The 22090-nt window shown below is 71.4% G+C and carries 18 protein-coding genes; 3 read left to right on the plus strand and 15 right to left on the minus strand.

Going from position 1 to position 22090, the window contains the following annotated elements:
* The first annotated feature begins 91 nt into the window (after nucleotides 1-91).
* Complete coding sequence (locus tag B5D66_RS23220; RefSeq protein ID WP_078763944.1) at nucleotides 92-1045, plus strand: sensor histidine kinase; 954 nt, start codon at nucleotides 92-94, stop codon at nucleotides 1043-1045.
* A gap of 37 nt (nucleotides 1046-1082) precedes the next feature.
* Here the strand turns inward: B5D66_RS23220 and B5D66_RS23225 are convergent, their stop codons facing one another.
* A complete protein-coding gene (locus B5D66_RS23225) occupies nucleotides 1083-1433 on the minus strand; it encodes an STAS domain-containing protein (RefSeq protein WP_078763945.1) in 351 nt (116 codons plus the stop codon).
* Between the two features lie 199 nt (nucleotides 1434-1632).
* Entirely contained in the window at nucleotides 1633-2403 is a 771-nt protein-coding gene (locus B5D66_RS23230) for a GAF and ANTAR domain-containing protein (RefSeq protein ID WP_078763946.1), read from the minus strand.
* A gap of 189 nt (nucleotides 2404-2592) precedes the next feature.
* Here B5D66_RS23230 and B5D66_RS23235 point away from each other — a divergent pair, with 189 nt between their 5' ends.
* Nucleotides 2593-3756, plus strand: a complete 1164-nt coding sequence (locus B5D66_RS23235) for a GAF domain-containing protein (RefSeq protein WP_078763969.1) — start codon at nucleotides 2593-2595, stop codon at nucleotides 3754-3756.
* A gap of 17 nt (nucleotides 3757-3773) precedes the next feature.
* Here the strand turns inward: B5D66_RS23235 and B5D66_RS25580 are convergent, their stop codons facing one another.
* The 3 genes from B5D66_RS25580 to B5D66_RS23245 are packed head-to-tail and all read right to left on the minus strand — an operon-like array spanning nucleotide 3774 to nucleotide 8876.
* Nucleotides 3774-3932, minus strand: coding sequence for a hypothetical protein (locus B5D66_RS25580; RefSeq protein ID WP_159457311.1), 159 nt, complete (start codon nucleotides 3930-3932; stop codon nucleotides 3774-3776).
* Nucleotides 3933-3987: 55 nt separating this feature from the next.
* Nucleotides 3988-4620: a response regulator gene (locus B5D66_RS23240; protein WP_078763947.1), complete on the minus strand. Its 633-nt coding sequence runs from the start codon at nucleotides 4618-4620 to the stop codon at nucleotides 3988-3990.
* A gap of 2 nt (nucleotides 4621-4622) precedes the next feature.
* Complete coding sequence (locus B5D66_RS23245; RefSeq protein WP_078763948.1) at nucleotides 4623-8876, minus strand: HAMP domain-containing protein; 4254 nt, start codon at nucleotides 8874-8876, stop codon at nucleotides 4623-4625.
* 339 nt (nucleotides 8877-9215) lie between these two features.
* Between B5D66_RS23245 and B5D66_RS23250 the strand changes: the two genes are divergently transcribed.
* Nucleotides 9216-11405, plus strand: a complete 2190-nt coding sequence (locus B5D66_RS23250; protein WP_394330085.1) for a SpoIIE family protein phosphatase — start codon at nucleotides 9216-9218, stop codon at nucleotides 11403-11405.
* Nucleotides 11406-11423: 18 nt separating this feature from the next.
* Here B5D66_RS23250 and B5D66_RS23255 read toward each other — a convergent pair whose 3' ends face one another.
* The 10 genes from B5D66_RS23255 to B5D66_RS23300 form a co-directional block, all read right to left on the minus strand.
* A complete protein-coding gene (locus B5D66_RS23255; protein ID WP_235001186.1) occupies nucleotides 11424-12071 on the minus strand; it encodes a response regulator transcription factor in 648 nt (215 codons plus the stop codon).
* A 197-nt stretch (nucleotides 12072-12268) separates the two neighbouring features.
* The gene (locus tag B5D66_RS23260) at nucleotides 12269-13441 is read right to left on the minus strand and encodes an ABC transporter substrate-binding protein (protein WP_078763950.1); all 1173 of its coding nucleotides are present in this window, start codon (nucleotides 13439-13441) and stop codon (nucleotides 12269-12271) included.
* A gap of 74 nt (nucleotides 13442-13515) precedes the next feature.
* Entirely contained in the window at nucleotides 13516-13890 is a 375-nt protein-coding gene (locus B5D66_RS23265) for a hypothetical protein (protein WP_078763951.1), read from the minus strand.
* Nucleotides 13891-14229: 339 nt separating this feature from the next.
* Complete coding sequence (locus B5D66_RS23270; protein WP_078763952.1) at nucleotides 14230-15465, minus strand: sensor histidine kinase; 1236 nt, start codon at nucleotides 15463-15465, stop codon at nucleotides 14230-14232.
* A gap of 90 nt (nucleotides 15466-15555) precedes the next feature.
* Nucleotides 15556-16419, minus strand: a complete 864-nt coding sequence (locus B5D66_RS23275; protein ID WP_078763953.1) for an ABC transporter permease — start codon at nucleotides 16417-16419, stop codon at nucleotides 15556-15558.
* 60 nt (nucleotides 16420-16479) lie between these two features.
* Entirely contained in the window at nucleotides 16480-17475 is a 996-nt protein-coding gene (locus tag B5D66_RS23280; RefSeq protein WP_078763971.1) for an ABC transporter ATP-binding protein, read from the minus strand.
* 133 nt (nucleotides 17476-17608) lie between these two features.
* Nucleotides 17609-19024, minus strand: coding sequence for an NAD(P)/FAD-dependent oxidoreductase (locus tag B5D66_RS23285; RefSeq protein ID WP_078763954.1), 1416 nt, complete (start codon nucleotides 19022-19024; stop codon nucleotides 17609-17611).
* Between the two features lie 70 nt (nucleotides 19025-19094).
* Nucleotides 19095-19931, minus strand: coding sequence for an ABC transporter permease (locus B5D66_RS23290; RefSeq protein ID WP_078763955.1), 837 nt, complete (start codon nucleotides 19929-19931; stop codon nucleotides 19095-19097).
* Nucleotides 19928-20779 (minus strand): ABC transporter permease, encoded by an 852-nt coding sequence (locus B5D66_RS23295; RefSeq protein WP_078763956.1) that lies wholly within the window; start codon nucleotides 20777-20779, stop codon nucleotides 19928-19930. Before B5D66_RS23295 ends, B5D66_RS23290 begins: the two co-directional genes overlap by 4 nt.
* A gap of 4 nt (nucleotides 20780-20783) precedes the next feature.
* Nucleotides 20784-21998 carry a polyamine ABC transporter substrate-binding protein gene (locus B5D66_RS23300; RefSeq protein WP_078763957.1) on the minus strand — a complete coding sequence of 405 codons (1215 nt, stop codon included), beginning with the start codon at nucleotides 21996-21998 and terminating at the stop codon, nucleotides 20784-20786.
* Between the last annotated feature and the right edge of the window lie 92 nt (nucleotides 21999-22090).

Below are 22090 nucleotides of genomic sequence, written 5' to 3' on the forward strand. Positions count from 1 at the left end.
CCAGCAGAGCGGGATGAGAGGTTCGCCGAACGTGGCCTCGGCGGTGAGAGAGTCATTCCCGGCTGGGAGGACGAGCGCCCGGGGTGATGCGATGAGTTCACGTGCGGTACCCGACAACGCCGGATTCGAGGGATTCGAGCACCACGGTGTGCTGTTCCACTCGGCCCGGGAGCTGTGCGACGTCGTCGTACCCCGGATCCGTGCCGGCCTGGCCAGTGGCGACCACGTGGTGGTGGCCCTGCGGCCGGGCCACGCCACCGCCGTGCGCGCGGCCCTGACGCCCTCCGAGAGCGACTCCGTCCACTTCGTCGACCACGACACCTGGTACGAGGCGCCCGGTCGGACGCTGGCCGCCCTGCACAGGCTCACCCTGCTCCACCCCGACCGCCACATCACCGTGGTCGGCGAGCCCGCGCTCCCCTTGGACAACCCGTTGGAGCTGCGCGAGTGGCACCGGCTGGACTCGGTCCTGGGGGCCTCCCTCGCGGGCAGCAGACTCCGGCTGATGTGCCTGCACGACACGGACGCGCTTCCCCGATCCGTCCTGGAACGGGTGTGGCACACCCACCCGGTGATGATCATCGGGGGCACCCCACGGCACAGCCCCGACTACCGTGACGCCGCCGCCTACAGCGCCGCCGACGCGCTCGAGCCCCTGCCTCCCCCCGACGGCCCCGTCGAGTCGCTGGAGATCGTGCCCGACCTGCCCGCCCTGCGTGACGAGCTCACCGCGCTGGCCAAGCGCCTGGGGGCGCCACGCGAGCGCGTCAACGATCTGGTCGTCGCGGTGAACGAAATGGCGGCCAACGTCTTGGAGCACGGAGCGGGCAAGGGGATGATCTCGCTGTGGCTGGCCCCCGGACGGCTCATGTGCGACGTGTTCGACGAGGGCGGCGACCTCACCGACCCGCTGAGCGGCTACTTCCCCGCCGACGCGCTGAGCGTCCGTGGGTACGGCCTGTGGATCACCCGGCAGATCTGCGACTTCATGGAGGTGCGCGGCAACGCCGGCGGGTCGCTGGTACGGCTGCACTTCAAGGCCTGAGCCCCTCGCCGCGCGAACCCGGAGAGGCGCGGCGGAGTCAGGTCAGCGCGGCCTTGAGCGCCCGGTTCATGTCGTCCTCGATGGTGATGACCTGGTCAATGCCGGCGATGACGAACAGGCGCTGCACCGTGCGCTGCGGCGAGGCCACGACGAAACCGATGGACCGGTCGCGGGCCTGGCGGTAGCAGGCGACCAGGACCCCGATACAGCGGGAGTCGCAGAAGTCGACGCCGGAGAAGTCGACGACGACCCCTCGGGGCGGGGAGTCGGCGCTCAGGAAGCCGTCGAGCTCACGGGCGAGCTCGGGTGAGGTGATGGCGTCGAGGTCTCCCCGTGGGAGCACCACGACGACATCGCCCTCGGTTCGGGTCGAGATCTCGGCTGTCACGCACGCACTCCTCGCTCGTCACGCCTTTGGCGGGAGATGGGGGTTGGGGAGGTGGGGGATCGGCGTTTCCGCTCCGCACCACCGTCGCGTCCACGCCGGCCGTACACTCCGCTACTCCGTCACCTTAGCGCCATTCGGCACACCCGGTCGGGCCCGCACACCTTCCGTCATCGGACCGGTACCAAGCGTGCCCCTCGGTTCACCGGACGGCCACCCTGCGGGGTCCCGTCGTCGTGCCGGCGGCGTGCTCCTCCACGAGCTTGCGGGCGACCTCGGCCACCTTCATCCGGTTGCGCTGGGCGACCCTGCGCAGTTCCCGGAACGCCTCGTCGGCGTCGCACCCGCGCGCGTGCATGATGATGCCCTTGGCCTGGTCGATGACGCCGCGCGACGACATGGCGCGCCGCATATGCGCGGCCTCGCGCTCGGCGTCGCTGTAGCGGCCCGCCTGGAGCAGCATCGCGGTGGCCTGCTCGGCGAGCAGCTCGATGAGCGGCTGCACGATCACCGGGTCGAAGGCGTCGGCCCGGCCCGAATGCACTCCGAGGGTCAAAACCTCATCGCCGAAGGCGCGCGGCAGCGTCACCGAGGAACGGTCACCGCACTGCACCGCCATGCTGGTGTAGCGCGGCCAGCGATCCCCGCGCAGCACGTCTCCCACCGAGACCGGCCGCATCTCGCGCACCGCCTCCACCGCGGGCCCCTGATCGGTGGCGTACTGGTGCTCGAAGGCCGCCGCCAGGTCGGAGTGGGAGGCGCCGTAGTCGACGACGACGTGCCCGCCGGGGTGTTCCGCGACATCGTCGCCGTCACCGCGTTCCACCGCCCGCCAGACCACCACCAGGGCCGCCGAGCAGCCGGGGACCCCGCGCGCGGCCACCGTGCTCAACCGGTCCACCGCCCGTTCCGGGGTGCTGCTGCCCTCCTGCCCCAGCGCGCCGATCTCCCGCGCGAGACGCTCGATCCACATGTCCGTGCCCCCCGTCCCGTTCTCGTCCGGTCACCGCTACTCCACCGTAACCACCGTCGGCTCCACTGGGGTCATGCGTTAGCTTCATATGCGGGGCCGTTCCCGCGGGCGACCCCCGGGGCCCACGGCGGCGGAGGGCACTCCCACACCCCTGGGCCTCCCCATCCTCACACGTCAGGAGCCATGAGCTTGCCGGAGAACCTCGCCGACCTCGAACGCGAGATCACCGAGTTGGGCGAACGCGCGGCGGCGTTGCGCAGCACGCACGCCATGTATCCCGGTGACGCCGCGAGCACCCTCGAAGCCGCGCTCGCCGAACTCGACTTCGCCGAACGGTTGCTGCGCGACTGTGGGCGCAGGATGGCCAGCGAGGTCGACGCGAGCGCGTCCCGCCGCGCCGCCAACGACGACGACCGCGCCGTGCTGCGGGCCGTCTTCACCGAGCTGAGCATCCCCGTCGTCCTGCTCGACCACGAGGGCTACATCCGCCGCATCAACGCGATCGGGGCCGAACGGCTGGGCAGCACCAGCGGCTACCTCACCGGAAAGCCGCTGTCGATCTTCGTCGACCTGCGCCGCCGCGCCGCCATGCGCTCGCGGCTGGCCGCGGTGCTGCGCGGCGGGGAGCCCGCGTCGTTCGACTCGCGGCTGGCCCGCCGCGGCTGGGCCGAGGACGTCCACCTCACCCTGACCCGCCTGGACGTGCCCACCGAGGCCAACCCGCTCGTCCTCGTCGTCATGTCGCCGCCGCTGGACAGCAGCGCCGACGAGGGGCCCGCCCCGTTGGAGGCCGAGGTCGAGGACCAGGTCGTCGTGCTCGCCGCGCGCCGACTGGACGTGCTCACCCGCATGACCCGGCTGCTGCTGCGCAGCGCCGGCCCCGGCGGCGCGGGCAGCCCGCTCGCCCTCGACGACGCCGCGGCCCTGCTCGCGGACTCCTACGCCGACTGGGTCATCATCGACGTCTGCGACCTGCCCTCCGACGCCTCCGAACCGCGGCGCGCGGTGGTGGCCGGCCCCGAGGGCGACGAGGCGCGCAAAATGCTGGAAGGGCTCGACCCGCTCTCGTCCGAGGTCCCCCGCGACGTGCTGGGCACCGGCCAGTCCGTCCTGCACCAGCTCATCGAGGACGGGGGCGTGCTCGGCCACGACCCCAACGGGGTCCCGGTCCTCGGCGCGCTCGGCGCGGGTTCACTGCTGTGCGTCCCCCTGCGCGGAAGCAGGGGCGTGCGCGGAGCGCTCACCCTGATCCGGCGCAGCAACCGCGGCTCCTTCCGGCTCGCCGACCTGGGCCTGATCGAGGAGATCGGCGAGCACATCGGGCTGGCCCTGCCGCCGCGTTCGGCGGGCTGAGCCGGCCGCGTCCCGGCTCAGGACCACCCCGAGACGGTCATGCGGCCCGTCCCGGCACAACCACGGCACTCCCGGGGCACCAGCATCTCGCCGGTCAGGTCACTGCCCGCATAACCCACGACGGTGATCCGGTAACCACTGCCGTGGCAGTCGGGACACACGATCACGACGTCCATGCCACCAGCGTATGCGCCACCGGCCTCCGATGTGGGCGGATGCCACGGCCTCGGGTCACGAGGATCCGCGCAGCGCCGAGACGAACTCGGCGAGCCGCGCCACCGAACGGTCGAGGTCGCGCAGCGCGGCGGCGGTCCGCCCGTCGGCGTCGGTGGCGAGAACCCGCTCCCGCACCCGTTCCACCCCCTCGGAGACCTCGGCGGTGCGCTCGGACAGCCGGGTCACGACCGAGCGGACCGGGCCGTCGACCTCGGCGCCCAGCTCGCGCTGGAGCATCCGCGACTGCTCCTGGAGCCGGCGCTTGGTGTGGTAGAGGTCGACGAACACCTCGACCTTGGCCCGCAGCACCCAGGGGTCGAACGGTTTGGTGAGGTAGTCGATCGATCTGGAGGCGTACCCCCGGAAGACCTGGTGGCGGTCGATGTCGGCCCCGGTCAGGAAGATGATCGGGATGTCCTTGGTCTTCTCGCGCTGCTTGATGTGCGCGGCCGTCTCGAAGCCGTCCATCCCCGGCATCATCACGTCGAGCAGGATGACCGCGAAGTCGTCCTCCAGCAACGCCTTGAGCGCGGCCTCGCCCGAACTGGCCCGCACCAGGTTCTGGTCGAGGGAGGTGAGGATCGCCTCCAGGGTCGTGAGGTTGTCGTCGCGGTCGTCGACGAGGAGGATATTGGCCTTGTGCGGCACGTCTACGACTCCTGCCCATCTTCTTCTGCGCGGTGCGTACGGTTGTCCCGATCCAACCACGTTCGCATGACATCCAGCAGGTGATCGAGATCGACCGGCTTGGTCACATAGTCGGAGGCGCCGGCCTCGAGGCTGCGCTCGCGGTCGCCCTGCATGGCCTTGGCCGTCAACGAGATGATCGGCAGGTCCGCGAACTGGGGCATCTCGCGGATCGCCCGGGTCGTGGCGTTACCGTCGAGCTCGGGCATCATGATGTCCATCAGGACCAGGGCGATGTCCTCGTTGGCCTCGAGCTTCTCGATGCCGGTGTGGCCGTTGTCGGCGTAGAGCACCTCCAGTCCGTGCGCCTCCAGGGCGCTGGTGAGCGCGAAGACGTTGCGGATGTCGTCATCGACGATGAGAACCCGGCGCCCCTCCAAGACCGCGTCCCGTTCGGGGTCGTCGCGGACCTCCGGCTCCTTCGGACCGGAGTCGGCCACCGGTTCGGGCGTCTTGAGGACGGGAACCTGCGCCGGCTCCTCGTCCGCGAACGAGGGCGGCTCCTCCTCGACGTCGGTGTCGTCGCCGAAGTCGTCGAGCAGCGCGAGCGGCCCCGTCCCCGCCGAGGAGGAGTCGCCGGGCAGCTGGGTCGGGGCGATGTCGACCGTCTCGTCCAGCCGCTCGGTGGTGCCCTCGGGCAGCCGGACCGGCAGCAGCAGGGTGAAGGTGCTGCCCTGGCCGTGGACGCTTTGGACCCGGATCTCACCGCCGAGCAGCAGCGCCATGTTGCGGCTGATGGACAGCCCCAGGCCGGTACCGCCGTAGCGGCGGCTGGTACCGCCCTCGCCCTGGTGGAACGCCTCGAAGATGACCTGAAGCTTGTCCTCGGGGATCCCGATGCCGGTGTCGGCCACGGAGAAGGCGATCACCTCGTCGTTCTCGCCGAAGACGTCGAGGTCGGCGTCCTCCAGCGCCCAGGCCGGCTCGATGAGCAGCCGCACCTCGCCGGTGTTGGTGAACTTCACCGCGTTGGACAGCAGGTTGCGCAGGACCTGCTGGAGGCGTTGCTCGTCGGTCCACAGGTACTCGGGGATGTCGGGTGACACCTCGACCGCGAACGCCAGCCCCTTGTCGCTGGCCATCGGCCTGAACGACGCCTCGACGTAGTCGACGAGCTGGCTGATGGACACGTCCCCGGGCCGCACCTCCATGCGTCCGGCCTCGACCTTGGACAGGTCCAGGATCTCGTCGATGAGCTGGAGCAGGTCGCTGCCCGCCTTGTGGATGGTCTGGGCGAACTCGACCTGCTTGGGCGTGAGGTTCTGCTCGGTGTTGTCGGCCAGCAGCCGCGCCAGGATGAGCAGGCTGTTGAGCGGCGTGCGCAGCTCGTGCGACATGTTCGCGAGGAACTCGGACTTGTACTTCGAGGACACCTGGAGCTGGTGCGCCCGGTCCTCCAGCGAACGCCGGGCCCGTTCGATCTGACGGTTCTGCAACTCGATCGCGCGGTTCTGGCTGGCGAGCTGCCCGGCCTTGCTGTGCAGTTCGGCGTTCTTGCGGCGCAGCTCCTCCTGCTGGCGCTGGAGCTCGTTGGAGCGCTCCTGCAACGCGGTGGTGAGCTGCTGGGACTGCAACAGCAGGTACTCGGTCTTGGAGTTGGCCAGGATCGTGTTGATCGTCGCGCCGATCAGGCCGATGAGCTGGCGCAGGAAGTTGAGGTGGATCTCGCGGAACTCGCCGTAGGAGGCGAACTCGAAGACGCCGAGCACCCGCCCCTCGGACATGATCGGGAAGATCGCGATGCTCATCGGCGGCGCCTCGCCGAGCCCCGACTCGATCTTGACGTAGTCGCCGGGGACGTCGCGGATGACCATCTCCTTGCGCTGGGCCATCGCCTCGCCGGCCAGGCCCCTGCCGATGCGGATGCGCCGGCGCGGTTCGGCCGGCTGGTAGCCGAACCCGGCGTAGAGCCGGAACACCTCCTCCTCGTTCTCGTCCTCGGGCAGGAAGCAGGCGCCGTGCTGGGCGTGGACCAGCGGTGTCACCTCGGTCATGATGAGCCGGGCGAGCTCGTTGAGGTCGCGGTGGCCCTGGATGAGGCCGGAGATCCGCGCCAGGTTGCTCTTCAGCCAGTCCTCGTCCCGCTGGGCCGCGGTGGTCTCGCGCAGGTTGGACACCATCAGGTTGATGTTGTCCTTGAGCGTGGCGACCTCTCCGCGGGCGTCCACCTGGATCGACTGGGTGAGGTCGCCGCGGGTGACGGCGCTGGCCACCGAGGCGATGGCGCGCACCTGCGTGGTGAGGTTGCCGGCCAGCTCGTTGACGCTGTCGGTGAGCTGCTTCCAGGTGCCCGACACCCCGTCGACCTTGGCCTGGCCGCCGAGCTGCCCCTCGCTGCCCACCTCATGGGCCACCCGGGTGACCTCCGTGGCGAACGTCGAGAGCTGGTCGACCATCGTGTTGATGGTGTCCTTGAGCTCCAGCATCTCGCCCTGGGCGTCCACGGTGATCTTCTTGCTCAGGTCACCGGCCGCGACCGCCGACGTCACCTGCGAGATGTTGCGCACCTGCGTGGTGAGGTTGTGCGACATCGAGTTGACGTTCTCGGTCAGGTCCTTCCAGATGCCCGAGACACCCTTGACGTCGGCGCGGCCGCCCAGCTTGCCCTCGGTGCCCACCTCGCGCGCGACCCGGGTCACCTCGTCGGCGAAGGCCGACAGCTGGTCCACCATCACGTTGATGGTGTCCTTGAGTTCGAGGATCTCGCCCTTGGCGTTGACCGTGATCTTCTTGGTGAGGTCGCCCCGGGCCACCGCGGTCGTCACGATCGCGATCTGGCGCACCTGGTGGGTGAGGTTGTTGGCCATGGAGTTGACGTTGTCGGTGAGGTCCTTCCAGACCCCGGACACGCCGCGGACGTGGGCCTGTCCGCCGAGCTTGCCCTCGGTACCGACCTCGCGCGCCATGCGGGTGACCTCGTCGGCGAAGGACTCCAGTTGGTCCACCATCGTGTTGACGGTGTCCTTGAGCTGGAGCATCTCGCCCTGGGCGTCCACGGTGATCTTCTTGGTGAGGTCGCCCTTGGCGACCGCCGTGGTGACCTGGGAGATGTTGCGCACCTGGTAGGTCAGGCTGTTGGCCATGGAGTTGACGTTGTCGGTGAGGTCCTTCCAGATGCCCGACACGCCCTTGACGTTGGCCCGACCGCCCAGCTTGCCCTCGGTGCCCACCTCACGGGCCACCCGGGTGACCTCATCGGCGAAGGAGTCGAGCTGATCGACCATCGTGTTGACGGTGTCCTTGAGCTGGAGCATCTCGCCCTGGACGTCCACCGTCACCTTGCGGCTCAGGTCACCCCGGGCCACGGCCGTGGTGACCTGGGAGATGTCGCGCACCTGGTTGGTGAGGTTGTCGGCCATCGAGTTGACGTTGTTCGTCAGGTCCTTCCAGATGCCCGACACGCCCTTGACGTTGGCCCGACCGCCCAGCTTGCCCTCGGTGCCCACCTCGCGCGCCACCCGGGTCACCTCGTCGGCGAACGTCGAGAGCTGGTCCACCATGGTGTTCACGGTGTCCTTGAGCTGAAGCATCTCGCCCTGGACGTCCACCGTCACCTTGCGGCTCAGATCACCCCGGGAGACCGCGACGGTCACCGTGGAGATGTCGCGCACCTGCGCGGTGAGCCGGGCCGCCATCTGGTTGACGGCCTCGGTCACGTCCCGCCAGGCACCCGAGACACCCTCGACCCGGGCGCTGCCACCGAGCTTGCCCTCGGTGCCCACCTCGCGCGCCACCCGGGTGACCTCCATGGTGAAACCGGCCATCTGGTCGGCCATGCGGTTCACCGAGGTGGCCAGGCGGAGCAGGTCGCCGTGGAGGGGGGCGCGCCGGCCGGCGAGGTCGACACGCTGGGACAGGTCACCGTTGGCGACCGCGTCGAGGATCTGGGCGACGGAGATGACCGGGCCGCTCACGTCGTCGAGAAGCTGGTTGAGGGCGCGGACGCTCTTGCCCCACGCGCCCTTCGCCGGGTGGACCGACACCCGCTCGACGAGCCGCCCCTCGGTGCTGACCACGCCGCCCACTCGTTGGAGTTCGCTGCTGAGCTGTTCGCAGTGGTCCAGGACCTGGTTGAGAACGGAGGCGATCTCGCCATGCTTGCCACCGCCCCTATTGTTGAGGCGTACGCTGAAGTCCCCGTCACGCATGCTGTAGAGGACGTCGAGGAGCTTGTCCAGCTCGTCGTCCGACGCCGGCGCGTTCGTCACTTCGGGCATGGATCCCCCTCCTCTACCGTCGGTGGCACGCCGCTCCGCACTCGCGCCGGGGGCCGGCGAGAGGGGGTTCGGGAGCGGGGCCGCCCACGGCTCCACCCACTCGTCACGCGGTTCGTCCGGGATCGGGCCAGATGAACCGCATGCTTTACGTTAATCGGCCAAGCTGCTCAATACGACGACGTTCTGACATCATGGCTGGGTTCCCACGATGCTCCACGGTCGAGTACCGCCGCACACCAGGGTCCGGGACGGGACCGGACCGGGTATGGATCGATCGTGTCAAGGTCCTCCATCCCTTCCGTCCCCGTCCGCGACTCAGAGAAACCGTACGGCTTCACGATGCCACATGACGCAATGAAGGTCGCCCGCCGAGAATTCGCTCCAGATCCCGAAACCGCGGGCGAGGCCCGCGCCTTCGTCCGCGAGACGCTGCGCGACTGGGACGTGCGCCGCTCCACCGACGACGTGATCCTGCTGGTGAGCGAACTGGTGACGAACGCGGTCATCCACGCCGAGACCGTCTTGGAGCTGACCGTGCGACGGCTGCCCGACGCGATCGAGGTGGTCGTCGCCGACCGGGTCCCCGAACGCGCGGTCCCCAAGGCCGGGCCGCTCGCGGTGGACACCTCGCCCTCCCTGGACAACGCCCGCAGCGGCGGCCTGGGGCTCGCGCTGGCCGGCGCGATCGCGTCGAGCTGGGGCGTGAGCTACAGCAAAGAGGACAAGGCCGTCTGGTTCCGCATCGAGGACGAGGTCACCGGCCCGCAGGGACGCCCCTCCCTGTCCCCGCCGCTGCCCGTCCGCGGCGCGCAGCGTCCCCGGCAGCAGCGCCCCGACCCGTGGGCCCCGCTGGACGAGGCCCTGTCGGCCCGCCTGACGCTGCCGGAGCTGCTGGAGCGCATGGTCGAGCACGCCCGGACCGTCCTGGGCGGTGACGCCGCTTACATCTCCCTGGCCACGACCGACGAGACCGAGTGGGAGGTGCGGGCCGCGGTCGGGCTGACCAGTGGCCCGTGGCGCCCCTTCCGCAGCCGCACCGAGGAGACCTTCCCCTCGGCCACGCCCGAGCCCGGCCCCGTCATCAACGACGACCTGATGATCGCGCGCGCCCACCGGGGGCGTCTCTCCGCGGCCGGCATGCGCTCGCTGGTCACCGCGCCCCTGATCGTCGAGGGGCGCATCACCGGGCTGATCGGGGTCGCCTCCCGCCGCATCCGCCACTTCGGCCGGACCGCCGCCGACCGGCTCCAGGAGGGGGCCGACCGGATCGCGCTGCCGGTCGAACGCGCCCGGCTCGCCCAGGTGGAGCTGGCCCGGCGGGCGTCGCTGAGCTTCCTCGCCGAGGCCAGCGACCTGCTCGCCGGCACGCTCGACGAGCAGATGACCGCGGCGTTGGCGGCCCAGCTCATCACGTCCCGGCTGGGGAACTGGTGCGCCATCCACATCGCCAACGAGCTCGGCGCCTTCCGGCTGCTGCACGTCACACACCGCAACGAGAACCGCATCGACGTGCTGCGCGAGCTGATCACCGCCCTGCCGCCGCGCGAACAGCGGGAACCGGCCCCGTTGTGGCCGCACGAGGCCCTGGTCGGGGCCGGCCTCGACGACGAGCTGACCTTGGAGCTGGCTGACGGCCCCGCCATCAGCATCCCCCTCGTCGCCCACGGACGGGTGCTCGGCCGGATGTCCATCGGCAAGGCCCCCGCCGACGACTTCACCCGCGAAGACGTCGACGTGGCCGATGACCTGACCCAACGTGTCTCCTCGGCCCTGGAGAACGCGCGGCTGTACTCCAACCAGACCTCGATGAGCGAGGCGCTGCAACGCAGCCTGCTGCCCGCGAAGGAGAAGGAGCCGCAGATCCCCGGCGTGGACCACGCCGTGTTCTACCGGCCGGCCGACGAGCGGACCGTGGTGGGCGGCGACTTCTACGACGTGTTCGCCAGCGACGGGCGCTGGTGTTTCGCGATCGGCGACGTGTGCGGAACCGGTCCGGAGGCCGCCGCGGTCACCGGTCTGGCCCGCCACACCCTGCGCGCGCTCGCCCGCGAGGGGTTCTCGCCGTCGCACATCATGCGCCGGCTCAACCTCGCGATCCTCGACGAGAACACCACGACCCGCTTCCTGACGATGCTGTACGGCGAGATCATCCCGGCCGCCCCGGGCGGGACGGTGCGCATCCGCCTGGTCTCGGCCGGCCATCCGCTGCCGCTGCGGTTGCGCGCCGACGGCGAGGTCGGCCCGCTGGGCACCTCCCAGCCGCTGCTCGGCGCGTTCGAGGACGTGGACTTCTTCACCGAGACGGTCGAGGTGGCATCGGGCGACGTGCTGCTCGCGGTGACCGACGGCGTCACCGAGCGCCGCAACGCCGAGGAGATGCTCGGCGACGAGGGGCTGACCCAGATCTTCTCGGGCTGCTCGGGACTGACCGCGCAGGCCGTCATCGCACGCATCGACCGCGAGCTGGAGGAGTTCGCCCCCAGCGGGCACACCGACGACACCGCCATGCTGGTGCTGCGCTTCCTGTGAGGCCGGGGCCGGAGGCTCCTACAACCAGCCCATCTCGCGGGCGGTGTGGATCGCGGTCATGCGGTTGGCCGCCCCGGTCTTGCCGATGGCCGCGGACAGGTAGTTGCGCACGGTGCCCTCGCTGAGGTGCAGGTCCCGGGCGATGTCGGCGACGGAGGCGCCCTCGGCCGCGGCCCGCAGCACGTCGGTCTCGCGGTCGGTGAGGGGGCTCTCGCCCGCCGTCATCGCGGTGGCGGCGAGCTCGGTGTCGATGTAGCGGCCTCCCGCGTGCACCTTGCGGATCGCGCCGGCCAGTTGCTCCACCGGCGCGTCCTTGGCCAGGAACCCGCGCGCGCCCGCCGCGAGCGCCCGGCGCAGGTAGCCGGGGCGCCCGAAGCTGGTGAGGATCAGCACGCCGCAGTCCGGGGCGGCTCGTTTGAGCTCGGCGGCCACGTCGAGGCCGGTCGCCCCGGGCATCTCGATGTCGAGGACGGCGATGTCGGCGCGGTGCGCGGTGACCGCCGCGGCCACCTGGTCGCCCCGGCCCACCTCGGCGACGACCTCCAGGTCCTCCTCAAGGCCCAGCAGGGCGGCGATCGCGCCGCGGACCAGGTGCTCGTCGTCGGCCAGGACGATGCGCACGGGCGGCGTGGCGGGGGACGGCGGGATCGCGTGAGGCTCGGGCACGGCTCCAGGGTAGACGGCCGCGGCCGGGCCTGGTCGCCGGAGCCGGCCCACGGGACCCGCGTAGCGCCTCGGTGGGGCACCCGGCCCGTGCCCCCGCGCGGGGCCGGGTGCCCGGCGTCCCTCGGAGGGAGGGAACGCCGCGCCGTGGGCCGGACCGGACGCCGGAAGGAGGGCGTCGCGTCGGCCGGCCCTCGGCGTCACCCCGCGGGCAGCACGTCGGCGGTGACGGGAAGGTCCGGCAGCGCGGTGTTGGTGACCACGGCGAGGTCGTGGCCCTGCGGGCCGGACTGCCACTGGCCGCCGACCAGCGGGACCAGCGCGACGTTCGGGGTGGGGCCGCTCGTCCAGTCGAGGAACCCCGCCATGGTGTGCAGGCGGGTGCGCGAGACGGCCTCGGCGACGGCCCGGCCGTCGTCGGGGTCGTCCGCGTGGACCAGGGCGTGGTGGGCGACCTCGACCAGGGCGTGGGCCAGGCCGAGGGGCTGGAGCCACGGGTTGCCGGTCTCGTCCTGGTAGGCCGCGGCGAGTTCCGCGGGGGTGGTGCCGTCCAGGGAGGAGGCGTAGGGGTGGCGCGGCGTCCAGTAGACCAGGGTGGCCACCCGCGCGTCGGCGAGGTCGTCGCCGGCGTGCAGGTGGGGGTAGGCCAGCCAGCGCGAACAGGTGATCAGCCGCGGGCGCATCCCGGCCCTGCGGGCCTCGCGGTGGAACAGCGCGAGGTCGGTGGAGGTGGCCGCGCTGGTGATGACGTCGACGTCGTTTCCGCGAAGGTACTCGACGTGCTTGGTCAGGTCGGCGGCGGGTTCCTGGTAGCCGCCGGGATCGACCAGCTCGTGGCCGCGCTCGCGCGCCACGGGGACGAACTCCCGGCGCAGCAGTGTGCCCTGGAGGTCGTCGTTCCACAGGCAGCCGACCGTCTGCGCCGGTCCCAGGCGCTCCCACATCTCGGCGAACACCCGGGCGATGTCGTCCAGCCCCCAGGCGAAGTGGTAGGTCCACGCGAACCGGTGGCCCCCCTCGGGGGCGGGCCGGTGGACGTAGGCCTGCCAGGGGAAGGTGGTGGACACGCACGGCACCTGGAGCCGTTCGCAGGCGTCGACCACCGCCGGCAGCACCTGGGTGCCGGCCATGGTGAGGACGACGTCCGCGCCCTCGTCCACCGCCAGTTCGCGCACTGCGCGGCGGGCGTGGTCGGGGTCGGAGCGGCTGTCGCGGACCGCGACGCGCACCGGGCGGTCACGGCCGCCGACGCGCGTCCGGGCCAGGCGTGGTGCCAGCCTGCGCAGGACGTACGACAGCGGGTCGCCCAGGCGGGCCAGCCGTCCGGTCTGCGGGATCACCGCGCCTATGCACAGTTGTGAGTCGGTTCTCATGGTCACCTCGGCCCGGGGCCGGTTCCGAGAGGGGGCCCGGGATCGGGGCCCCCTCGACGTGCGGAAGGTCGTGGTCAGTACTGCACGGTGATGCAGGTGGTGCGGCTCATGACGGAGACGGTCTCGTTGCCGCAGTTGTTGCTGTGGCCCGAGGCGTTGCGCGCGAACAGCAGGTTGGACAGGGTGCCGCCGCTGGGGCCGGCGACGTCCCCGCCGCCGGAGCCGTGGTCCTCGGAGACGCAGGTGCGTTCCTTCAGGATGGCGACCTTGCCGGTGCCGCAGAGGTTGGCGTGCCCCGAGGAGTTGCGTCCGGAGAGGTTGGACAGCAGACCGCCCGAGCCCGCGTCGTAGTCGCCGGTGTCGGCCGCGGCCACGGCGAGTCCCACCGGAGCGGCCATGATCCCCGCGACGGTCGCCGCGACCACGGCGATCCTGCGCATCGTCTGCATCGTTCCTGCCTTGAGGGTGTCGTCGTTCTGGGTCGGTCACCCTGCGTGACCAACGACACGAAAAGTAGCAGCATGACCACTTTTAGTTATGGGAATCGTCAAAAAGGCGCGGCGATGCTGGAATTCCGGCAGTTCTTCGGATAGGGCGACCGTGACGTCCCCGCAGGTCGCCGCAGCGTCCCGGCCGGCCCCTGGGGACCGGTCGGCCACGGCGCCCGACGCCGTCAGCCCCCGGCCGGGACAGCGAGGCGGCCCCTCACCGGAGGGGTGCCCCGCCTCGGGAACGCGCCCCGCGCCCGTCCAACGCCCGCCGGGAGGCCCGGAGCCTCCCGGCCGCGCTCACTCCGTCGCCGACGACGCGGCGGGCAGCGGCAGGACCGCCCTGAGCAGGAAACCGCGCTCGCCCGTCGGGCTGGCCGATAGGGCGCCGCCGACCGCCGCGACGCGCTCGGTGAGACCGGTCAGGCCGTTGCCGCGGCGGAGAAGCCGTTCCCCGTCGACCTGGGCGCCGTCGTCGTGCACCTCCACCACGACCACGCGCCCCTCACGGCGCAGCGCGATGTCGCACCGCCTGGCGGAGCTGTGCCGCAAGACGTTGGTCACGCCCTCACGGACCACCCAGGCCGCCAGCGCGCGCAGCTCGGCGGGCAGCGTGACGTCCTCTCCGGTGACCGTGACCTGGGTGCCGGCGGCGACGAGGACCGCGCGCACGCTCGCGATCTCCTCGGCCAGATCGACGTCCCGGTAGCCGCTGACCGCGGCGCGCACCTCGCGCAGCGCCTCGCGGGCCACCTGCTGCACCGACCGCATCTCCGCCGCCGCCCGGGCCGGGTCGCGCTCGGCGAGCCGGGCGGCGAGCTCGCTCTTCACCGCGATACCGGACAGGCTGTGGCCGATCAGGTCGTGCATGTCGCGGGCGAAGCGCAACCGCTCCTCGGTGACGGCGAGCCGCGCCTGGGCGTCGCGGGCGGCGTAGGCCTCGCCGATCACGTCCCACAGCAGCATCAGCGACCAGTTGGCCAGCAGCATGATCCCCGCCCAGAAGACGAGGTAGCACAGCATCACCGCGCCCAGCATGAGCGGAAGGTCGCCGGCGAGGAAGAACAGCGCGCCGGGTACCAGGGACAGCACCAAGGACACGTGGGCGACACGGTGTTCGCGCCGCGGGAACGCCAGGACGACGGAGGCCCACCACAGCGCCGGCACCATCTGGGCCATCCAGTTGTCGTACTGCGTCACCATCAGCACGCCGAGCAGCGCCATCGACGCGACGGCCTCGCGCGACGTGACCGTGTAGGGGCGGTGGGCGACCCGGGCCAGCAGCGCGCGCAGGGTCAGCCAGCCCGAGCCCGCCGAGGCCGCGAAGCCGATCAGGGCCCGCACGGCGAACAGCGGCGCCGCCGCGTCCATCTGCGGGGTCATGCCGAGCATTCCCAGCAGCGGGAAGCCCACGAAAAAGACCGGGATGAACCCGAACGACCACATCATGACCCTGCGCGCCATGACGAACCGCTTCGAACGGGGCCGACCGGTGTCCAGGACCGTGACGTGGCCCCCTCCGACCGGTTCCTGCATGTCGTGCTCCCCTCCCGTTCGTCCGGGCGCCAGCGTAGACGACGGACCCGGCCGATCCTCCCGGCCGGGTCCGCGTCACAGGCTCCGTCCCTACTTGCCCTGGCGCGGGTCCCAGGGCATGAAGCGCACCAGGTAGGCCATGATGGCGGTCCAGGCCACCAGCACCAGCAGCGACGGCCCCGCGGCGATCCACAGGTCCACGAACCCGAGCTCGCCGGCGCCCTCGACCCCGCCGAAGAAGTCGTGGCCGAAGTAGGCGCTGCGGGCGATGTCCACGGCGGGGACCATCGGCAGCAGGCCCAGCGCGTGCTGGAGCCCGTCGGGCATCGCGTCCAGCGGGACGAAGAACCCGCTGACCGCGAGCAGCAGCATGAACGGGATCATGCTGATCATCTGCGCGCTCTCGGCGTTGCGGGCGAAACGGGTGATGACAGCGCCGAACAGCGACATGATCACCGTGGACAGCACGATCGAGATCAGCAGCAGGACCGGATCGGCCGGCAGCACGTCGTACTGGAGGGCCAGCAGGGCGACGACGATGAGCGACTGCGCGAAGACCACCCCGAACACCGACAGCGTCGTCGCGCCGAACAGCGCGGCCGGACGCACCCCGCTGACCCGGAAGCGCTTGAGGACCAGTTGCTCACGGCGCGCCGCGTAGACGTTGGAGACGTGGATGACGCCGACCGTCATCGCGATCATCGCGAACGTCGAGGCCAGGGAGAACGCGCCGGCGCTGACGCCCGGCAGCAGTTCCTCGTCGCCGGCGTTGAAGGACGGCAGCAGGAAGACGACCGGCAGGACCGCGACGTACAACGCCATGCGGTAGCGGTAGAAGAGGACGAACTCGGTGCGGGTGAGGCGCAGCATCTGCCGGACGAGTCCGACCGGGCGGCGCGGCGGCCGCGGCGCGGCGGTCTGGGAGCGCGGGGACGGGGTGGTCGGGGCGACCATGGTGACGGATCTCCTCGGGGTCGGTGGAGGGGAGGAAGGGGGCGTGCGCCGGGGCCGGGCTCAGTCGCGGGCGAGGTCGGCGACGCCGCCGCCGGCGACGTCGAGGAACACGTCCTCCAGGGAGGCGCCGCGCACCTGCAGGCGCTCCAGCAGGACCGCGCGCTCGCCGGCCCAGGCCAGCAGCGTGGCGAGCGCCCGGTGGGCGCGCCCCGCGGTGTCCTCGCCGGTGACGGTGTAGGTGACCCACGGCTCGCCGTTGTGGACGTCGACGTCGCGGTCGGCGCCGGGCAGGTCCGGCAGGTCCTCGGCGCGGACCCGCTCGGGCAGGCGGAACCCGATCCGGTCGCCCCAGCCGGTGAGCACGTCGTCGAGCCGGCCCTCGACCCTGATCTCGCCGTGGTGCATGATCGCGAGCCGGTCGGCGAGGCGCTCGGCCTCCTCCAGGTAGTGCGTCGTCAGCAGCACGGCCACGCCCTCGGAGACGAGGTCGGAGACGATCTTCCAGGTGGCGTGGCGGGCCTCGGGGTCCATGCCGGTGGTGGGCTCGTCCAGGAACAGCACCTCGGGCCGCGACACCAGCGCCAGCGCCAGGTCGAGCCGGCGCTTCTGCCCACCGGAGAGCTGCCGGATCGCGACGTCGGCCTTGTCCGTGAGCGAGACGAGTTCGAGCACGTCCGCGCGGTCGCGGGGGTCGGCGGCGAGGTCGCGGCTGAGGTCGATCGTCTCGGCGACGGTCAGCTCCTCGAACAGCCCGCTGTGCTGGAGCACCGCGTCCACACGTTCGCGCAGTTCGGGCGGCTGGCCGTAGGGGTCGACGCCGAAGACGCGGACGGTCCCCGCGCTGGGGCGGCGGAAGCCCTCCAGCGTTTCGATCGTGGTGGTCTTGCCCGCGCCGTTGGTGCCGAGCAGCGCGAACAGCTCGCCGGGGGCGACGTCGAAGGAGATGCCCCGGACCGCCTCGAAGGTCCCGTAGGACTGGCGCAGGTCGCGGACGCTGATGGCGAGGGTCGGGACGGACCCGGTCGCGGAGGGGGAGGTCTGCTGTGCCGTGCTCATGTCCACCAGCTTGGCCTTCGGCGTCCGCGCGGGGTAGGCGCTGTTGTCACCGGTCGGCCGTGAGTTCCGCTGCCACGCCACGATGACAGATGTCATGGGCCGGGACGCCGACTCGGGCGTCCCGGCCCCGCGCTCAGCTGTCGAAGCCGAGCCCCACCGCGTCGAGCGCGCGCAGCCACAGGTTGCGCCGCCCGCCGGCGCGGTCGGCGGCGGCCATCGAGCGGCGGGTGATCTCGATACCGGCGAAGCGGACCGGTTCGGGCGGGAACGGGATCGGCTTGGTGCGGACCATCTCCAGGCGGGTGCGCGCGGTGGAGGCCCCGGCCAACCGGTCGAGCATCACCTGCGCGCCGAAGCGGGTCGCGCCCACGCCCAGGCCGGTGAACCCGGAGGCGTAGGCGAGCCGGCCGCCGAAGGCCGTGCCGAAGAAGGCGCAGAACCTGCTGCACGTGTCGATGACCCCGCCCCAGCGGTGCGTGAAACGCACCCCTTCGAGCTGGGGGAAGGTGGCGAAGAAGTTGCGGGCCAGCGTCTGGAACGTCTCGGGGCGCTGGTCGTACTCCGGCCGGACCCGCCCGCCGTAGTGGTAGACGACGTCGTAGCCGCCCCACAGGACACGGCCGTCGGAGGTGAGCCGGTAGTAGTGGAACTGGTTTCCGCAGTCCGAGACCCCCTGTCGGCCCTTCCAGCCGATCGCGGCCCTTTGCTCCGTGGTGAGCGGCTCGGTCATCAGCGCGTAATCGTAGACCGGGACGACGTAGGCGCGCAGGCGGCGCAGGGGGCCGGGGAAGGCGCCGGTCCCCCAGGCGACGCGGCGGGCCCGGACCGAACCGCCGCGGGTCTCCAGGCGCAGGCCGGCGGGGTCGGGGCGGATTGCGCGCACGGGGGTGTGCTCGAAGATCCGCACCCCCGCCCGCAGACAGGCTTCGCGCAGTCCCCGCGCGAGCTTGGCCGGGTGGACCATCGCGGTGGCGGGGTCGAACAGGCCGCCGACGTAGGTGGGCGAGTCGACCTCGGCGCGTGTCTCCTCCCGGTCGAGCAGGACCGCCTCGTATCCGAGCCGCCGCATCCGCTCGGCCTGTTCGGCGAGGTCCGCGGCCTGCCACGGCTCGGTGGCGACCAGCAGTTCACCGGTGCGCTCGAACTCGCACTCGATGCCGTGGCGGCGCACCGCGGCCTCGATGCCGTCGAGGTTGTCCCGGCCGGCCCGTTCCAGTTCGGCGATCTCGTCGGGCCAGCGGTCGGCGCCGTTGGCGTGGCCGTGGGTGAGGCTGGCCGAGCAGAACCCGCCGTTGCGGCCCGAGGCGGCCCACCCCGCGGTCCGCGCCTCCACTAAGACGACGTCGCGGCCGGGGGCGCGTTCCTTGGCGATCAGCGCGGTCCACAGACCGCTGTACCCGCCGCCGACGACCGCGAGGTCCGCGGAGGTGGCGCCCGTCAGCGGCGGGCGGGGCTCGGGTGGGGCCTGGCCGGGGATGGTCGGGTCGAGCCAGAAGGGGACGGGTTCGGCGTGGGCGAGGGAGGCGGAGATCGGGTCCGAAGCGGGCACAGCCCTTCACTTCCGTCGAGGGGGCAGGGGCGGGGCGGCCCCGGCGTTCGCCGGGGCCGTGGTCGGCCGGTCAGGACCGGCGCCGGGCGAGGACGATGTTGACGATCGCGAGCAGGACGCCCACCGCGAAGATGAGCGTGCCCATGACGTTGACCTGGGGCGGGATCCCCACCCGGGTGGACCCCCAGATCCACAGCGGGAAGGTGGTCGTCTCGCCGCCGACGAAGGAGGTGATGATGAAGTCGTCCACCGACAGCGCGAGGGCGAGGAGCCCTCCGGCCATGACCGCCGGGAACAGCATCGGCAGGGTGACCAGCCGGAACGTGGTCCACGGCCCCGCCCCGAGGTCACGCGCGGCCTCCTCCAGCCTCGGGTCGAGCGTCATGACGCGGGCCCGCACCGTGATCGCCACGAACGAGATCGTGAACATGACGTGGGCGATGACGATCGTGACGAACCCGGTCGTGACGTCGGTGGTCAGGAACAGCGACAGCAGCGCCGCGCCGAGGACGACCTCGGGGGCGCAGATCGCCGCGAACATGACGAGGTTGGTCGCCCCACGGCCGTGGAAACGGTGGCGGCCCAGGGCGAGACCGAGCAGGCTGCCGGTGACGCCGGCGATGAGCATGGTCAGCACCCCGACGGCGACCGTGGTCAGCAGCGCGGCGTTGAGGTCGGGGTAGGCGAAGGCCTGCCCGTACCACTTCAGGGTGAAGCCCTGCCAGGTGACGTTCTGGCGGCCGGCGATGTCGTTGAAGCTGAACACGATCATGCCGGCGACCGGGGTGAACAGCCACGCCAGGACGGCCCAGGTGAACAGGCGCCCCCAGTCGATCCGGCGGCGCGGGCGCCGGCGGGCCGGGTCGCCCGCGCGCGCCTCGGCGGCGGGTGTCCGCGTGGTCGTCATGCCCGCACCTCCATGACCCGTTCGGTACCGAGCGCCCTGGCGTACCCGAAGATCCCGGCGAGCAGGAGCGCCATCAGCACGAACGTGATCGCCGCCGCCATCGGGTAGTCGTTGTTGACCAGGTACTGCGACTGGATGACGTTGCCGATCATCGTCGTGCCCGTTCCGCCCAGGAGCGAGGCGTTGACGTAGTCGGCGCTCGTGGGGACGAACACCATGAGCACGCCGGCGAACACGCCGGGCAGCGACATCGGCAGCACCACCCGCAGGAACGCCTGGGCGCGCGTGGCGTACAGGTCGCGCGCCGCCTCCACCACGCGGTGGTCCACCCGTTCCAGCACCGCGTAGATCGGCAGGACCATGAACGGCAGGTGGCTGTAGGCCAGTCCGGTCACGACCGCGAGCGGGGTGCTGAGGACGTGGGCGTCCTCGGGCAGCAGCCCGATGCTCTTGAGCGGCCCCAGCAGCACGCCGTCGTCGGCGAGCAGGAACCGCCACGAGATCGTCCGCAGCACCTGGGAGACGAAGAACGGCAGGAGGAGCAGCAGCAGGTAGGTCGTCTTGTGCCGGCCGCCGCGGAAGGCGATCCAGGCCGCGACCGGGTAGCCGATGGCGACGCACAGCGCGGTCGCGCACGCGCCGTAGGCCAGCGAGCGCAGGATCTGGCGCCAGTAGCGGTCGATCGCCTCGGCGTAGTTGGCGACGTGGAACGTCTGGGTGAAGCCGTCGAGGACGTTGCCGGTCATCAGCGAGACCGACAGCATGCCGCAGATCGGCACCACGAAGAAGATCGCCAACCAGATCCAGGCCGGCAGCACGAGGAGGTAGGGGGTCGTCTTCGCCTTCATGCCGTCACGCCTGGGTGATCGCGAGGAAGCGCGAGGTGAACGCCTCGGCGTCCCCGGCGTCGGGGGTCACGTAGCTGTGCAACCGGGCGTACTCCTCGTCGGTGGGGAACACCAGGGGGCTTTCGGCGAGGTCGGCCAGCGCCTGCCGTTCCTCCCCGCTGGCCCGCGCGGCCCGGTCCCGGATGACGTCTTGGGCCTCGGGCACCGGGGTCACGTAGTTGATGTACTCGGTGAGGTCGGCGGCGATCGCCGGATCGTAGAGGAAGTCCATGAGCATGATCGCGTCGACCGGGTTGCGCGCGGTGATGGGGATCATCATGTTGTCGGTCCAGATCGTGCCGCCCTCCTCGGGGACGACGAACTCCAGCCGGGTCCCCTCGGCGGCGTTCTGCTGGAAGACGTCGCCGGACCAGGCCATGGTCAGCCACACGTCGCCGTTGGTGAGGGGCTGGATGTAGTCCTGTTCGTAGTAGGCGCGGACGATGCCGTTGTCGCGCTGTTCGGCGAGGCGGGCCGCCGCGGCGTCCCAGTCGGCGGGCGTGGAGTCCGCGGGGGCGACGCCGTCGAGGAGCAGCGCGAAGTTCGCGATCTCCTGTGGGTCGCGCATCATGCCCACCCGCCCGCGGAACGCGGGGTCCCACAGGTCGGCGAGGGAGGTGATCTCCCGGTCGACCCGGTCGGGGTTGTAGGCGATCCCGGTGATGCCGGAGGTGTAGGGGACGCTGAACCGGTTGCCGGGGTCGTAGGAGGTGTTCTTGTAAGAGGACCCGCCGTGGTCGGCGTAGGTGGGCAGCAGGGCGTGGTCCAGCGGCGCGAGGTAGCCGAGCTCCCTGAGCCTGGTGAACTCCAGGCCGTTGGTCATGACCATGAGGTCGGCTCCGATGTCGCCGCCGCTGGCGAGGACCGGCTGGATGCGCCCGAACCACGACGGGTTGTCCTGGATGGATTCCCGGTAGTCCACGGTGATCCCGGTGTGCTGGGTGAATTGGTCGAGTTGGGGGCGCTCGGGGTCCATGTACAACGGCCAGTTGGCGAACCTGAGGTGGCCGTTGCTCTCCTTGCCGGCCCAGTAGCGTTCGGGCGACTGCTCGGTGAGCCGCTGGCCGCGGATGGAGCAGCCGGCCAGGGCGGCGCCCGCCGCGGCGAGCGCCGAGAGTTTCAGGGCGGCGCGGCGGCCGGGCCGCGCCCGGGTGAGGCCCCGGATCGCCGCGGGGTCCATGCGGTGGGGGAGAGGCACGACGTCATCCGTCTTCCGGTCGGGTCCACCGTCCCGTGGGGCGGGCGGGGAGGCGTCCTGGCTGGTCCGGGGGT

The organism is Marinactinospora thermotolerans DSM 45154, assembly GCF_900167435.1.
Lineage (GTDB): Bacteria > Actinomycetota > Actinomycetes > Streptosporangiales > Streptosporangiaceae > Marinactinospora > Marinactinospora thermotolerans.